General features: G+C 61.5%; 13 protein-coding genes and 1 riboswitch. Of the genes, 6 read left to right on the forward strand and 7 right to left on the reverse strand.

The features are described 5' to 3' along the window. Window positions 1–89: 89 nt before the first annotated feature. A complete protein-coding gene (locus tag ACKUG4_RS28060; protein ID WP_445435274.1) occupies window positions 90–1,046 on the reverse strand; it encodes a LysR family transcriptional regulator in 957 nt (318 codons plus the stop codon). A 108-nt stretch (window positions 1,047–1,154) separates the two neighbouring features. On the opposite strand from ACKUG4_RS28060, the gene ACKUG4_RS28065 reads away from it, so the two are divergent. Both ACKUG4_RS28065 and ACKUG4_RS28070 read left to right on the forward strand, forming a co-directional pair. Then, window positions 1,155–2,396 carry a D-amino acid dehydrogenase gene (locus tag ACKUG4_RS28065; protein WP_445435275.1) on the forward strand — a complete coding sequence of 414 codons (1,242 nt, stop codon included), beginning with the start codon at window positions 1,155–1,157 and terminating at the stop codon, window positions 2,394–2,396. Window positions 2,397–2,437: 41 nt separating this feature from the next. After that, window positions 2,438–3,340 carry a transporter substrate-binding domain-containing protein gene (locus ACKUG4_RS28070; protein ID WP_445435276.1) on the forward strand — a complete coding sequence of 301 codons (903 nt, stop codon included), beginning with the start codon at window positions 2,438–2,440 and terminating at the stop codon, window positions 3,338–3,340. Window positions 3,341–3,344: 4 nt separating this feature from the next. Here the strand turns inward: ACKUG4_RS28070 and ACKUG4_RS28075 are convergent, their stop codons facing one another. Continuing rightward, a complete protein-coding gene (locus tag ACKUG4_RS28075) occupies window positions 3,345–4,064 on the reverse strand; it encodes a 16S rRNA (uracil(1498)-N(3))-methyltransferase (RefSeq protein WP_445435277.1) in 720 nt (239 codons plus the stop codon). Window positions 4,065–4,200: 136 nt separating this feature from the next. Further along, complete coding sequence (locus tag ACKUG4_RS28080; RefSeq protein ID WP_192552491.1) at window positions 4,201–5,607, reverse strand: adenosylmethionine--8-amino-7-oxononanoate transaminase; 1,407 nt, start codon at window positions 5,605–5,607, stop codon at window positions 4,201–4,203. A gap of 223 nt (window positions 5,608–5,830) precedes the next feature. On the opposite strand from ACKUG4_RS28080, the gene ACKUG4_RS28085 reads away from it, so the two are divergent. From ACKUG4_RS28085 to ACKUG4_RS28095, 3 genes are all read left to right on the forward strand, one after another. After that, on the forward strand, window positions 5,831–7,609 hold the full coding sequence (locus ACKUG4_RS28085) for a flavin monoamine oxidase family protein (protein WP_085646952.1): 1,779 nt from the start codon (window positions 5,831–5,833) through the stop codon (window positions 7,607–7,609). A 215-nt stretch (window positions 7,610–7,824) separates the two neighbouring features. Next, a complete protein-coding gene (locus ACKUG4_RS28090; RefSeq protein WP_074692051.1) occupies window positions 7,825–8,376 on the forward strand; it encodes a cytochrome b in 552 nt (183 codons plus the stop codon). Between the two features lie 32 nt (window positions 8,377–8,408). Next, entirely contained in the window at window positions 8,409–9,002 is a 594-nt protein-coding gene (locus ACKUG4_RS28095) for a YceI family protein (protein WP_039768113.1), read from the forward strand. Between the two features lie 138 nt (window positions 9,003–9,140). On the opposite strand, the gene rhlE2 is transcribed toward ACKUG4_RS28095, so the two are convergent. From rhlE2 to ahcY, 4 genes are all read right to left on the reverse strand, one after another. Further along, window positions 9,141–11,009, reverse strand: a complete 1,869-nt coding sequence (gene rhlE2 / locus ACKUG4_RS28100) for an RNA helicase RhlE2 (RefSeq protein WP_445435278.1) — start codon at window positions 11,007–11,009, stop codon at window positions 9,141–9,143. A gap of 222 nt (window positions 11,010–11,231) precedes the next feature. Further along, window positions 11,232–12,044 carry a substrate-binding periplasmic protein gene (locus ACKUG4_RS28105; RefSeq protein ID WP_064600023.1) on the reverse strand — a complete coding sequence of 271 codons (813 nt, stop codon included), beginning with the start codon at window positions 12,042–12,044 and terminating at the stop codon, window positions 11,232–11,234. A 147-nt stretch (window positions 12,045–12,191) separates the two neighbouring features. After that, window positions 12,192–13,037 (reverse strand): methylenetetrahydrofolate reductase [NAD(P)H], encoded by an 846-nt coding sequence (gene metF, locus ACKUG4_RS28110; protein ID WP_007959683.1) that lies wholly within the window; start codon window positions 13,035–13,037, stop codon window positions 12,192–12,194. Between the two features lie 189 nt (window positions 13,038–13,226). Continuing rightward, window positions 13,227–14,636: an adenosylhomocysteinase gene (gene ahcY / locus ACKUG4_RS28115; RefSeq protein WP_039767963.1), complete on the reverse strand. Its 1,410-nt coding sequence runs from the start codon at window positions 14,634–14,636 to the stop codon at window positions 13,227–13,229. 23 nt (window positions 14,637–14,659) lie between these two features. Beyond that, a riboswitch (S-adenosyl-L-homocysteine riboswitch) is annotated at window positions 14,660–14,758 on the reverse strand. 197 nt (window positions 14,759–14,955) lie between these two features. On the opposite strand from ahcY, the gene ACKUG4_RS28120 reads away from it, so the two are divergent. Continuing rightward, window positions 14,956–15,363: an acyl-CoA thioesterase gene (locus ACKUG4_RS28120; protein WP_011336338.1), complete on the forward strand. Its 408-nt coding sequence runs from the start codon at window positions 14,956–14,958 to the stop codon at window positions 15,361–15,363. Window positions 15,364–15,511 lie beyond the last annotated feature (148 nt).

Below are 15,511 nucleotides of genomic sequence, written 5' to 3' on the forward strand. Positions count from 1 at the left end.
TGGCTAGAGTCGGAATCGAGCTTTTAGTCCCGCCCACCCCTTCAAGTCTAAACATACAAGCGGGCTTGCCCGCGATGACGGAGTGTCAGTCACTCAGGTGTTGATAGGGCCACCGCAATCGCTGGCAAGCCAGCTCCCACAGGGACCAGGGTTTGCAGTTGTATCTGTGCGCGGCTGCTGAATATCTGCAACAGGTCGCCGAGGGTATGTGGCGGTGGTTCGGTGGCGCGGGTCACCGCGTACAGCGTGATCGGCAGCGGCGGGGCGAGAGGGCGAATAGTGGTGGTGGCCGATGAGGCACCCAGCGCGGTGAACGGATCGATCACCGCGACCCCGGCGCCGGACTCCACCATCGCCCGCGCCAGCGAATACGTCTGCACGGCAATCCGCACACGCGGCGGTGGCTCGACCGCTTCGAGATAACTATCGAGGCGGGCGGCCAGCGGGTCGGCGCTGGACAGCCCGATCAGCGGCGCTCCCGCCAACGCCATTAGCGGCAACGGCTGACCGGCATCTTCCTCCGGCCAATAACCTCTCGGTGCCAATGCCACCAGAACTCCCGATGCCAATGCCTGGGCCTTCAGCCCCGGATGGTCCGGCAGCTGCAACGTCAGCGCCACGTCCACTTCGCGCATCAGCAGGTTCTGCATCAGCTCGCGGCTGTGGGCGCTCGACAGTTCGCAGGCGATGTCCGGGAACTGCGCCGTCCACTGCTGGATCGCTGGAGGCAGCAACGACAGCGCCAGCGCCGGGGTCGCGCCGATCCGCAGGCTGTGGCCGGGTTCGCGGCGCAGGCTCTGGGCCAGACGCCGCACGCCTTGCAGGCTTTCGGTGACCTTATCGACTTCGCGCTCCAGCTCCAGCGCTTCCGGGGTAGCCTGCAACTTGCCGCGCACCCGCAGAAACAACGGAAAACCGAGTTGCTGCTCGGCGTGCTGCAAGACCTTGGTCACCGCCGGTTGTGAGACATGCAGCAATTGCGCAGCGGCGCTGATCGAGCCGGTCTGGCGGATGGCCTGGAAAATCTCGATGTGACGAAGGCGCATGGCGATCCCATAACCTTTGTTTATAGGTTTGGCATCTTTATTCATTGTTCGGCGCCTGTCACCTCGTCCTAACCTCGGCCTCGTCTTCAAGAACGATTAAGGACGGACATGGCTCAGCGTGTGTGCATCATCGGCGGCGGCGTGATCGGGTTGGCAACGGCCTGGGCGCTGGTGCGCGACGGCTTCGAGGTGACGGTGGTCGAGGCGCGGCAGGCGCTGGGCAGCGAAACCAGTTTCGCCAACGGCGGCCAGTTGTCCTACCGCTACGTCGCGCCACTGGCCGATGCCGGCGTACCGTTGCAGGCAATCGGCTGGATGCTGCGCGGCGATTCACCGCTGAAATTGCGCCCGCGCCTGGACCCGGCGCAGTGGCGCTGGATGGCCTCGTTTCTCGCCGCGTGCCGCACCTCGGTCAACCGCGAAAACGCCGCGCATCTGTTGCGTCTGGCGCTATTCAGCCAGAGCACGCTGAAACGCTGGCGCGAGGACGACGGACTCGCCGGCTTCAATTGGCGGCGCAACGGCAAACTGGTGACCTTCCGCAACGCCGCCAGCTTCGAGCATGCACGCAAAGGCCTGGCTGATCCGCAACAACAGCAGGTGTTGTCCGCCACCGAATGTGCGCAACTGGAAACGGCACTGACCGATGCGCCGTTTGTAGGCGCGATCTACACGCCGGATGAAGAAGTCGGTGACTGTCACGGTTTCTGCCAACAGTTGGCGGCGAGATTGGAAGCGTCGGGTCGCTGCGAATTTCGTCTCGGTCAGGCAGTCACCGGCATTCGCCATAGTCACGGCGCGGTCACGGCCATTGAACTTGGCGAAGAGACTTTGCCGGTCGAACAACTGGTGATCGCCGCCGGCCATCGCAGCCCGTTGCTCGCGCTGCCCGGCCTGCGCCTGCCGCTGTATCCGCTGAAGGGCTACAGCCTGACCGTGCCGATTGGCAACGAGCACCGGGCGCCGGACGTGAGCATCACCGACTACGACCGCAAGATCGTCTACGCGCGTATCGGCGAACAACTGCGCGTGGCGGCTATGGTCGACATCGTCGGTTTCGACCCGGCGGTGGACCCCGAGCGGCTGGCGCTGATCAAGCGCCAGGCCCGCGACACCTTTCCCGACGCCGGCCACTACGACGCCGCCGTCGAATGGGCCGGCATGCGCCCGGCCACTCCCACCGGCGTTCCGCTGCTGGGTGCCACTTCCTATCGCAATCTGTGGCTCAACCTCGGCCACGGCGCGCTGGGTTTTACCCTGGCCTGCGGCAGCGGACAGTTGCTCAGCGAACTGATCGGTGAGCAGCGCACATCCATTGATCTGCACGGGTTCAATCCCCGTGCGGCGTGACGGTTTCTGCTAAAACACCCCACCCACAACGGAGAATAACAATGCAAAAAATCACGTTGCTCGGCTGCACTCTGGCGCTGGTTTTCGGTGCTCAGGCTCAGGCCAATGAAGTGCCGCTGACCGGTACGCTCGGCAAGATTGCCAGCGCCAACAGCATCACCCTGGGTTATCGCGATGCGTCGGTGCCGTTTTCGTATGTGGGCGATCACACCGGGCAGCCTATGGGGTATTCGGTGGAACTGGCAGGCAAGATCGTCGAGCGCATCCAGCAGCAACTGGCGCTGCCGGAACTGAAGGTGAAGTACAACCTGGTGACGTCGCAGACGCGGATTCCGCTGGTGCAGAACGGTACGGTCGACCTTGAATGCGGCTCCACCGGGGTGACCGCCGAACGGCAGAAGCAGGTCGCGTTCTCCTACGGTTTCATCTACGTCAAAGGTCAGTTGCTGACCGCCAGGGACAGCGGCATCCACAGCTTCGACGATCTGCGCGGCAAGAACGTGGTGACCACCGCCGGCACCACCAACGAGCGCTATCTGAAGAGCTACAACCTCGACCACAAACTGAACATGTTCGTGATCAGCGCCAAGGATCACGGCGAGGCATTCCAGATGCTGCAATCGGGGCGCGCGGCGGCGTTCTACATGGACGATGCGCTGCTCTACGGCGAGCGGGCCAAGGCACGCGATCCGCACAACTGGGTCGTGGTGGGGGAGGAGCAGTCGCGGGAAATCTACAGCTGCATGGTGCGCAAGGATGATCCGCAGTTTCTTGCGCTGGTGAACGGCGTGTTGGCCGACCTGTACAGCTCGGGAGAGATCAACGGGATTTACCGCAAGTGGTTCGAGCAGCCGATCCCGCCGAAGGGCTTGAACCTTGAATTCCCGATGACCGGCGAACTCAAGGCAATCATCGCCAGACCAACCAGTGATCCGGTGCAGTGACGGGTTAGAAATCACCCCACAGTTGCTGCGCTACCGCCAGTGCCACAACCGGCGCGGTCTCGGTGCGCAGCACGCGCGGGCCGAGGCGGGCGGCGTGGAAGCCGTTGGCCTTGGCCTGCTCGACTTCGGCGTCGGACAAACCGCCTTCAGGGCCGATCAGGAACGCCAGCGCTGATGGCTTGGCATGGCTGACCAGCGGCTCGGCCACCGGGTGCAGCACCAGTTTCAGTTCGGCTTGCGTCTGTTTCAGCCAGTCGGCCAGCAACAGCGGTGGATGAATCACCGGCACCCGCGAACGACCGCATTGCTCGCAGGCGCTGATCGCCACCTGACGCCAGTGCAGCAGGCGTTTGTCGGCGCGTTCGTCCTTGAGGCGGACTTCGCAGCGCTCGCTGAAGATCGGGGTGATTTCAGTCACGCCCAGTTCGGTGGCTTTCTGGATCGCCCAGTCCATCCGCTCGCCCCGGGACAGGCCCTGGCCGAGGTGGATCTTCAGCGGCGATTCGACCTGACCGGCGAACTGCTCGTCGATCTGCACCACCACGCGTTTCTTGCCGACTTCCACCAGCGATCCGCGAAACTCATGGCCGGAGCCGTCGAACAACTGCACCGCATCGCCTTCGGCCATGCGCAGCACGCGGCTGATGTAGTGCGCCTGGGCTTCCGGCAGTTCGTGTTCACCGGTGCTCAGCGGGGCGTCGATAAAAAAGCGGGACAGTCTCATTCGGAGTCTCTGAAAAGGATCGTTGTTCGTTGTGCAACTTTGTGGGAGCGAGCCTGCTCGCGATTGGATCGGCGAGGTGTACCAGACAGTCCACGGCGCCCGCATCGCGAGCAGGCTCGCTCCCACATGAAATCAATTAGCCCGGATCGCGAAAACCCGGATGAAAATCCTTCGGCACCGCCACGCTGACGCTGTCACGAGTGGCAATGTCGATGCCTTCGCTGGCGACTTCGGCGAGGAAGTCGATCTGCTCCGGGGTGATCACGTACGGCGGCAGGAAATACACCACGCTGCCCAGCGGACGCAGCAGCGCACCACGCTCCAGCGCATGCTGGAACACCTTCAGGCCGCGACGTTCCTGCCACGGATAAGCCTCTTTCGTGGCTTTGTCCTTGACCATCTCGATCGCCAGGACCATGCCGGTCTGACGCACTTCCGAAACATTCGGATGATCCACCAGATGCGCCGTCGCCGACGCCATGCGTTGAGCCAGCGCCCGGTTGTTCTCGATCACGTTGTCCTGTTCGAAGATATCCAGAGTCGCCAGCGCCGCCGCACAGGCCAGCGGGTTGCCGGTGTAGCTGTGCGAATGCAGGAAGGCGCGCAGGGTCGGGTAATCGTCGTAGAACGCGCTGTACACCTCGTCGGTGGTCAGGCACGCGGCCAACGGCAGATAACCGCCGGTCAGGGCTTTCGACAGACACAGGAAGTCCGGGCGGATGCCGGCCTGTTCGCAGGCGAACATCGTCCCGGTGCGGCCGAAGCCGACGGCGATTTCGTCGTGGATCAGGTGCACGCCATAACGGTCGCAGGCCTCGCGCAACAGCTTGAGGTACACCGGGTGATACATGCGCATGCCGCCGGCGCCCTGGATCAGCGGCTCGACGATCACCGCAGCGACGCTGTCATGGTTTTCCGCCAGCGTCTGTTCCATGGCCGCGAACATGTTGCGCGAATGCTCTTCCCAGCTCATGCCCTGCGGGCGCAGGTAGCAATCCGGGCTCGGCACCTTGATGGTGTCCATCAGCAGTGCTTTATAGGTTTCGGTGAACAACGGCACGTCACCGACCGCCATCGCCGCCATGGTTTCGCCGTGGTAGCTGTTGGTCAGGGTGACGAAGCGTTTCTTGTTCGGCTGGCCGCGGTTGAGCCAGTAGTGAAAGCTCATTTTCAGCGCGACTTCGATGCAGGACGAACCGTTATCGGCGTAGAACACCCGGTTCAGGCCTTCCGGCGTCATCTTCACCAGACGCTCGGACAGCTCGATCACTGGCTGATGGCTGAAACCGGCCAGAATCACGTGTTCCAGTTGATCGACCTGATCCTTGATGCGCTGGTTGATGCGCGGGTTGGCGTGGCCGAACACGTTGACCCACCAGGAGCTGACCGCATCCAGATAACGCTTGCCTTCGAAGTCTTCGAGCCAGATGCCTTCACCGCGCTTGATCGGGATCAGCGGCAGCTGTTCGTGGTCTTTCATCTGGGTGCAGGGATGCCACAGCACCGCGAGATCGCGTTGCATCCACTGGTTGTTCAGGCCCATGTTCAGTCTCCTCGAGGCGGCTCGCGTCAGGCGCGGGCAAACAATCGCGCAAGCCTATGCAATGCATCGCGCCGGAACAACCCATTGTGTCGATTGAGCTACTTTGTATGGGCCGATAGACGTCGCTGGCGGCGTTTTGATGGCTGACGTATTCTTCGCGGTTCTTTGGGTCGTCTGACCCGCAAAACTGCTTTTTCCTACGTGTATTTCCGGAGTTCGCTGAATGTCTGTCGGTTGGCTGCGCGCCTGTGCGCTGGTGGTGTTGGGGCTGTTCAGCGTTACGGCGCTGGCCAAGGATAAAACCGCAATCGTGATCGGCGGCGGCCTGTCGGGCCTGACGGCGGCTTACGAACTGCAGAACAAGGGCTGGCAGGTCACGCTGCTCGAAGCCAAGCCGAGTCTGGGCGGTCGCTCGGGCATGGCCACCAGCGAGTGGATCGGCAACGACAAGACTCAACCGGTGCTGAACAAGTACGTTTCGACGTTCAAGCTGAGCACCACGCCGGCCCCTGAATTCGTACGGACCCCGGGTTACCTGATCGACGGCGAGTATTTCTCCGCCGCCGACCTGACCGCCAAACAGCCTGCCACGGCTGAAGCGCTGAAGCGTTACGAGAAAACCCGTGACGATCTGGCGCGCTCGATCGACGATCCGCAGAACCCGGCGGCGACCAACACCCTGCACGCCCTGGACCAGATCAACGTCTCGAGCTGGCTCGACAAGCAGAACCTGCCGGCCACCGCACGTCAGCTGATCAACCAGGACATCCGCACCCACTACGACGAGCCTTCGCGCCTGTCGCTGCTGTACTTCGCGCAGCAGAGCCGGGTGTATCGCGGCGTGTCCGACCGTGACCTGCGCGCTTCGCGTCTGGTCGGTGGCAGCCCGGTGCTGGCCCAGGCCTTCGTCAAACAACTGAAAACCATCAAGACCAACTCGCCAGTATCTGCCATCACCCAGGACAAGGACGGCGTGACCGTCAAGGTCGGCAGCGTCGGCTACCAGGCCGATTACGTTGTGCTGGCGGTGCCGTTGCGCGCCCTCAACAAGATCCAGCTGACTCCGGCGCTGGACGCCCAGCACCTGGCCGCGATCAAAGGCACCAACTACGGCTGGCGTGACCAGATCATGCTGAAGTTCAAGACGCCGGTATGGGAAAGCAAGGCGCGGATGTCCGGCGAGATCTATAGCAACACCGGCCTTGGCATGTTGTGGATCGAGCCGGCCCTGAAGGGCGGCGCGAACGTGGTGATCAACCTGTCCGGCGACAACGCTCGCGTCATGCAGGCCTTCGGCGACAAGCAGATGGTCGACCAGGTGCTGATTCGCCTGCACACGTTTTATCCACAGGCTCGTGGCTCGTTCACCGGTTATGAAATCCGTCGTTACAGCACCGACCCGTCGACCGGTGGTTCCTACCTGGCCTTCGGCCCTGGCCAGATCAGCAAATACTGGCGCCTGTGGGAGCGTCCGCTGCAGCGCGTAGCGTTTGCCGGCGAACACACCGATACCTTGTACCCGGGCACGCTGGAAGGCGCACTGCGCACCGGTCAGCGTGCAGCCAGTCAGGTTGAAGACCTGGCGGCGGGCAAATCCTTCGAACCGGTCAAGGTCGGCCCGGCAGCGGCCACCGCCGCAGCGGCGGGTGCGGGTGCGGCAGTAGCGGCGAAGAAAGGCAACTTCTTCACCAACCTGTTCGGCGGTTCGGACGACGACAAGAAGCCAGAGCCAGTGAAAGCGCCAGAGCCGGCACCTGCTCCAGCCGCTCCAGCGCCTGCACCGGCTCCGGCCCCTGCGCCAGCCCCGGTGGAAGCACCGAAGCCAGCGGCCCCGGTGAAAGCCGAGCCGGCGAAGAAAGCGGCAGCCAAACCAGCAGCGAAGAAACCGGCGGCCAAGACCGAGGCGAAAAAAGCCCCGGCCAAACCTGCAGCGAAAAAGGCTGAGCCGGCGAAGAAGCCAGCGGCCAAACCGGCGGCAACCACCGAGACCAAAGCGCAGTAAGGCTTTGCGGTGAATGAAAAAGCGCGGCTTTCAGGCCGCGCTTTTTTTTGCGTGGGATTCACAACATCCCGCCACACTTTTGTCTTTAATCTTTCCTTAACTCCCCTGTTCAAGACTCTTGATCGTATTTCTCGATATTTCAAAGCAAAATTTTCCGCTTTAATTCGATAGATAACTCGCTAGTCTTGGTTCGCAGTTCTCACAGGATTTGGGCAATGCAGCTACGTAACTCTTCTTCGCGCTACGGTTGGGTCAGCATCTTCATGCACTGGGGTGTGGCGCTGGCGGTCTTCGGGCTGTTCGCGCTGGGTCTGTGGATGGTGGGGCTGGATTACTACAGTACCTGGCGCAAAGACGCGCCGGATCTGCACAAGAGCATCGGTCTGGTGCTGCTGGGTGTGATGGTGTTGCGGGTGTTGTGGCGCTTTGTCAGTCCACCGCCGCCAACGTTGCAAAGCTACAGCCGCATGACCCGCATCGGCGCCAAGTTCGGCCATGGGTTTCTCTACCTCGCGCTGTTCGCCGTGATGATTGCCGGTTACCTGATTTCCACCGCAGACGGTGTCGGGATTCCGGTGTTTGGCCTGTTTGAAGTTCCTGCACTGGTTTCCGGACTACCGGATCAGGCAGATACCGCCGGTGTGATTCATCTCTGGCTGGCGTGGGCGCTGGTAATTTTTTCCGGCCTTCATGCGTTGGCAGCATTGAAGCACCACTTTATCGATCGTGATGCGACCCTGACACGAATGCTGGGACGCAAAGCCTGATGTTCAACCTCGACTCCAAAGGAAAACAAAGCATGTTGAAAAAGACTCTGGCCGCTCTGGCAATCGGCTCTGCCGTCCTGTCCGCCAATGTGATGGCCGCTGACTACGTAGTCGACAAAGAAGGCCAGCACGCCTTCGTCGACTTCAAAATCAGCCACCTGGGCTACAGCTACATCACCGGTACCTTCAAGGACATCAGCGGCAAGTTCAGTTTCGACGCCGCCAAGCCTGAAGACAGCAAGATCGAGTTCGACGTGAAGACAGCCAGCGTGTTCACCAACCACGCCGAGCGTGACAAGCACATCTCCAGCAAAGACTTCCTGGACGTGGGCAAATACGCTGATGCCAAGTTCGTCTCCACCAGCGTCAAGTCCACCGGCAAGAACGCCGATGGCAAAGACACTGCCGACGTGACGGGTGACCTGACCCTGCACGGCGTGACCAAGCCGATCGTGGTCAAGGCCACTTTCCTGGGTGAAGGCAAGGATCCATGGGGCGGCTACCGTGCCGGCTTCGAAGGCACTACCAGCATCAAGCGTTCTGATTTCGGCAAGATGATGGACCTGGGTCCACAGTCTGACAAAGTCGACCTGTACATCTCGTTCGAAGGTGTCAAAGCGAAGTAATTTTCGCCGGCCATACAAAAACGCCCCCGGTCTTGCGATCGGGGGCGTTTTTTATTGCCTGCCGCCACTTTCGTTTCAGCGGCGCACAAAAAATGCCCCGGTTTTCAGGCCGGGGCATTTTTCATTGCAGTCGAAAACTCAGCGATTGCGGGTCAGCAAGGCCGGTTTTTCACCGCGTGGGCGGCTTGGCAGTTGATCCAGCTGCTCAGGCGTCGGGAAGCGGTCGGCTTTCGACTCCTTGTGCATGATCTTCGGGCCACTGCTGCGCGGGTTCTGCACGGCCGGTTCAGCGCGCTGCTGATCGTCACGGGCCGGGCGGCGGTTGCGCGGATTTTCATCGCGACGACCCTGGCCGTCACGCGGAGCACCGTTGCGTGGGCCACTGCGTTTGCCTGGCGGAGTGCCGGTGCTCGAGCCGTTGCTGTTGCGCGGGCCGTTCTGGCGACCTTGCGACTGACCGCCGCGGGGTGCGCCCGAACCTGCGCCTTGCGCCGGAGCACCTGGACGACGGTTGCGACCACCGGCCGGAGCCTGCTTCGGCACGTAATCAACGCGGTTACCGAAGTTATCGATATCGTCGTCGAGGAATTCGTCCGGAGCACGGTCAGCAGCGGCGCGTGGCGGCTGGCTTGGCTGGCGTTGTTCGCGGGCCGGGGTGCCTTCACGCGGCTTCTGTTGACGGGCTGGACGCTCGCCACGTTCGCCGGCCGGTTTTTCCTTGCCCTTGTCTTTGCCTTTGTCTTTACGACCGCCGCCACCGCCGCCGCCATTCGGGCCGTCGCCGCGTGGGCCACGGGCATTGCGCGGGTTGCGCATGTCCGGACGTTCACGGGATTCCGGCTTCTCGGCCTCGATGGTGCTGGCATCGAAGCCCATCAGGTCGCCGTCGGCGATTTTCTGCTTGGTCATGCGTTCGATGCTTTTCAGCAGTTTTTCTTCGTCCGGCGCGACCAGCGAGATCGCCTCGCCCGAACGACCGGCCCGGCCGGTACGGCCGATACGGTGCACGTAGTCCTCATCGACGTTCGGCAGTTCGAAGTTGACCACGTGTGGCAACTGGTCGATGTCCAGGCCACGGGCGGCGATGTCGGTGGCAACCAGGATGCGCACTTCACCGGCCTTGAAGTCGGCCAGGGCTTTGGTGCGGGCGTTCTGGCTCTTGTTGCCGTGGATCGCCACAGCCGGCAGGCCGTGTTTGTCCAGGTACTCGGCCAGACGGTTGGCGCCGTGCTTGGTGCGGGTGAACACCAGCACCTGTTCCCACGCGCCGGCGGTAATCAGGTGGGCCAGCAGCGCACGCTTGTGGCTGGCCGGCAGACGGAACACGCGTTGTTCGATGCGCTCGACCGTGGTGTTCGGCGGCGTCACTTCGATGCGTTCCGGGTTGTGCAGCAGCTTGCCGGCGAGATCAGTGATGTCTTTGGAGAAGGTCGCCGAGAACAGCAGGTTCTGGCGTTTGGCCGGCAGGCGCGCGAGGACTTTCTTCACGTCATGGACGAAGCCCATGTCGAGCATGCGGTCGGCTTCGTCGAGCACGAGAATTTCGACGTGGGACAGATCGACGCTGCCCTGGCCGCACAGGTCGAGCAGTCGACCGGGGCACGCCACCAGCACGTCAACGCCACGGGACATGGCCTGAACCTGCGGGTTCATGCCGACGCCGCCGAAGATGCACGCGCTGACGAATTTCAGGTCGCGGGCGTAGATCTTGAAACTGTCGTGAACCTGCGCCGCGAGTTCGCGGGTAGGGGTCAGCACGAGCACGCGCGGTTGGCGCGGGCCGTGACGCTGGGATTTGTCCGGGTGACCGTTGGGAAACAGCCGCTCCAGGATCGGAAGGGCGAAACCGCCGGTTTTACCAGTACCTGTCTGAGCCGCAACCATCAGGTCGCGACCTTGCAACACGGCGGGAATGGCCCGCTGTTGCACCGGAGTAGGCTCGGTATAGCCCGCATCTTCGATAGCGCGGACCAAAGCCTCGGAGAGACCGAGGGAAGCAAAGGACATGAGTAATCCTGTTTTAGTTAGGGCTTGGCCCAATGGGAGTCTTGCCTGGCGCGAATGGCGTTTAAGAGGACGCAATCCCGTCCGGTCCTGCTGCGGTTCCGAAGGCACGTCCGGAGCGCTCGCGCGGGCTGAAAAGCTGCGCTGTAGCGGGTCGGGAGGCCTGTTACGGTTCCGGGCGTCCGGGCGTGAGCCTGGCGGGAACGCCGGAGTATAACAGAGCAATCACTGCGCGCCGCTTTCCTGCTGCTCAACGGTTTTGCCGCTGGCGGTGGCGTTGCTCAGTGGCGACGTCAGGGCGGGGGCTGCGCCGTAGCGAGCGCTGAGCTCGGCATAGGCCGGTTCGCGCTTGAAACGCTTGAGTTCGGCGCCGAAGCGCTGCACCAGCAAATCCATCCCGGCATTGCGTCGCACGGCCAGAAACTGGCTCTGGCGGCTGATGACCGTGGGGTTTTCAGTGATCTGGTTGCGGATATCCAATTCATCGAGCAAATGCTGGCCCACGCGGCGGTCGGTGATCAGCAGGTCGATGCGCCCGCGCACCAGTTTGCCGAAATTGGCTTCGTGGGTTGGGGCCGGTTCCCGAGTGAACAGGGTCGATTCGCGAAAATCGGGGCTGTACAGGTAGCCCGGCGACGTACCGATGGTCAGGCCCTTGAGGTCTTCGAGGCTGCGAAAAGGGTGCGGGCGGTCGTTGGCGTAAAACATCACGAACTCGACGTCCGACAGCGGTTCGCTCGGATAGAGCAGGGTGGCGTCGCGTTCGTCGCTGTGGAAGATGTCCAGCGCGCCGTCGGCCTGGCCGGTTTCGAGCATCGACAGGCAGCGTTTCCACGGCAGGAACTGCCATTCGACTTCGATGCCCAGGCGCTTGAACACGATGGCGGTGGTTTCGTAGTCCAGTCCGAGGTTCTTGCCGTCTTGTTCATAGACGTACGGCGCCCACGGTTCGGTGACGATACGCAGCTTCTCGCCCCGAGCGGCAAAGCTCAGGCAAGCAAAAACCAGCACGGCGAATAACTGCGTGATCAAAGGCATGGCTTGAGATTACGACGAGAAACGGCAAAGAGCCAGAAACTGGCCGCAGAAGCTCTGTTTCGGGCGTTAAAAGCAAAAAATCGCAGCGGCGAAAGCGCTGTAGGCACTGTCGTGGCTGCGATCTTCTGGTTCTGCGGTTACGTCTTTTTAGCGCGGCAGCTTCAGGTTGTTCCAGATCGCCAAGCTCGGTTCGGCCTGGTTCATGGAATAGAAGTGCAGGCCGGGCGCGCCGCCTTGCAGCAGGCGTTCGCACATTTCGGTCACGACCTGTTCGCCAAAACGCTGAATGCTTTGGCTGTCATCGCCGTAGGCTTCCAGCTGCTTGCGGATCCAGCGCGGGATTTCCGCACCGCAGGCATCGGAGAAACGCGCGAGTTTGCTGTAGTTGGTGATCGGCATGATCCCCGGCACGACCGGAATGTCCACGCCCAGCGCCTGCAAACGGTCGACAAAGTAGAAGTAGCTGTCGGCGTTGAAGAAGTACTGAGTGATCGCGCTGTCGGCGCCGGCACGGGCTTTGCGCACGAAGTTGGCGAGATCGTCTTCGTAGTTGCGCGCTTGCGGATGCATTTCCGGGTAGGCGGCGACTTCGATGTGGAAATGATTGCCGGTTTCTTCACGAATGAATTCAACCAGTTCATTGGCGTGACGCAGCTCGCCGCTGGTCATGCCCATGCCGGACGGCAGGTCACCGCGCAGGGCGACGATGCGCTTGATGCCGGCGGCCTTGTACTCGTTCAGCAGGCCGCGCAGGTCGTCCTTGCTGTCGCCGACGCACGACAGGTGCGGGGCGGCGGGGATTTTGACTTCGCTTTCCAGCTGCAGAACGGTGTTCAGCGTGCGGTCACGGGTCGAACCGCCAGCGCCGTAGGTGCAGGAAAAGAAGTCGGGGTTGTAGGTGGCCAGCTGACGGGCAGTGGCGAGCAGTTTTTCATGCCCAGCATCGGTCTTGGTCGGGAAGAACTCGAAGCTGTAGCGACGGTCTTGGGACATGGAGGGGACCTCCAGCTACAAGCTGCAAGCTTCAAGCTGCAAGAGCAGCGGAGGTGCGCTGGTCTCTTGTGCCTGAAGCTTGCGGCCTGACACTGTTTTGACAAATAGGGGCAGAGCTTTCGGGCTTCGCGCGGCAAGCCCGGCTTGTGGCCTTGCTTGCCGCTTGAAGCTTGAAGCTCGCAGCTGCTCTTAGTAGCGGTAAGCGTGCGGCTTGAACGGGCCTTCGACGGTCACGCCGATGTAGTCAGCCTGTTGCTTGGTCAGTTGAGTGACCACGCCGCCGAAGCCGCGAACCATTTCCAGTGCCACTTCTTCGTCGAGTTTCTTCGGCAGTACTTCAACGGTCAGACGCTCGGCTTTCTGGGCTGGCGACAGGTCGGCGTACTTCTGGCCGAACAGGAAGATCTGCGCCAGCACCTGGTTGGCGAACGAACCGTCCATGATGCGGCTTGGGTGACCGGTAGCGTTGCCCAGGTTCACCAGACGGCCTTCGGCCAGCAGGATCAGGTAGTCGTCGTTCTGTGGGTCGAACGAGCCAGCACCAGTACGGTGGATCTTGTGTACCTGTGGCTTCACTTCTTCCCATGCCCAGTTCTTGCGCATGAAAGCGGTGTCGATTTCGTTGTCGAAGTGACCGATGTTGCAGACAACGGCGCGCTTCTTCAGGGCTTTGAGCATGTTTGCGTCGCAAACGTTGACGTTACCGGTGGTGGTCACGATCAGGTCGATCTTGCCCAGCAGCGCTTTGTCGATGCTCGCTTCAGTGCCGTCGTTGATACCGTCGATGAACGGCGAAACCAGTTCGAAACCGTCCATGCAGGCTTGCATGGCGCAGATCGGGTCGACTTCGGAGACTTTGACGATCATGCCTTCCTGACGCAGGGACTGGGCCGAACCCTTGCCCACGTCACCGTAGCCGATGACCAGCGCTTGCTTGCCGGACAGCAGGTGGTCGGTGCCGCGCTTGATGGCATCGTTCAGGCTGTGACGGCAGCCGTACTTGTTGTCGTTCTTGGACTTGGTCACCGAGTCGTTGACGTTGATGGCCGGGATTTTCAGCTCGCCCTTGGCCAGCATGTCCAGCAGACGGTGCACGCCGGTGGTGGTTTCTTCGGTCACGCCGTGAACGCGGTCCAGAACCTGTGGGTATTTCTTGTGCAACAGCTCGGTCAGGTCGCCGCCGTCGTCGAGGATCATGTTGGCGTCCCATGGCTGGCCATCCTTCAGGATGGTCTGCTCCAGGCACCACTCGTACTCTTCTTCAGTCTCGCCTTTCCAGGCGAAAACCGGGATGCCGGCAGCGGCGATGGAAGCAGCGGCCTGGTCCTGAGTCGAGAAAATGTTGCAGGACGACCAGCGTACTTCGGCACCCAGGGCAACCAGGGTTTCGATCAGCACGGCGGTCTGAATGGTCATGTGGATGCAGCCGAGGATTTTTGCGCCTTTCAAAGGCTGCTCGGAAGCGTACTTGCGGCGCAGACCCATCAGGGCCGGCATTTCCGATTCGGCGATGATGGTTTCGCGACGGCCCCAGGCAGCCAGGGACATGTCGGCAACTTTGTAATCGTTAAAATCGGCAGGCGTGATAACAGCGCTCATGAAGAGCCTCCATTCGTAATGTATGCGAATGGGCGCCGTTGTGCGTTTAGTGTCCGGCCTGAGCCGGTCAACGCCCCATCCGAGCCTGACAGGTTGAACCTGCTGCAGCGCCCCTCGGACAGGTGGCGGGAAAACGGTATCAAGTGAAGGTTACCGTTTTGAAACGGGGGCGATTATAGCCGTCTAGACTGATCTTCCAAAGGGTTTCTGTCGGCCAGATGAAGATCGCCAATCGCGACCATAGTAGAAGCCTCATGGAGCATGACCGCTCAGTCTGCCAAGATGGCGCCATCATTCGGCAAGACGCTCAGGAGTGAAGATGAATTTCCACACCCGCAAGTGGGTAAAACCCGAAGACCTCAACCCCAACGGCACCCTGTTCGGCGGCAGCCTGCTGCGCTGGATCGACGAGGAAGCGGCGATCTACGCCATCGTTCAACTGGGCAACCAGCGTGTGGTGACCAAGTACATTTCCGAAATCAACTTCGTCAGCGCCTCGCGCCAGGGCGACATCATCGAACTGGGCATCACCGCCACCGAGTTCGGCCGCACCTCGATCACCCTGACCTGCGAAGTGCGCAACAAGATCACCCGCAAGAGCATCCTCACCGTCGAGAAGATGGTTTTCGTCAACCTCGGCGAAGACGGCCTGCCGGCGCCGCACGGGCGAACCGAAATCAGGTACGTCAAAGACCAGTTCAAGGATGACGTGCCCGTTACCGAATGATATCGGCGGTGCCCCCATCGCGAGCAAGCCCGCTCCCACATTAGACCCCGTGCTCCCCCGCAACTCGGTCAACTGTGGGAGATTCTATGTTGCAGGGGAACCCTGCAACCTTAAATTGGGTTGGTATTCGCTCTGATTTTTCATGAGG

The sequence above is a fragment of the Candidatus Pseudomonas auctus genome (genome assembly GCF_048654275.1).
In the GTDB taxonomy this organism is placed as follows: Bacteria; Pseudomonadota; Gammaproteobacteria; order Pseudomonadales; family Pseudomonadaceae; genus Aquipseudomonas; species Aquipseudomonas pharyngis.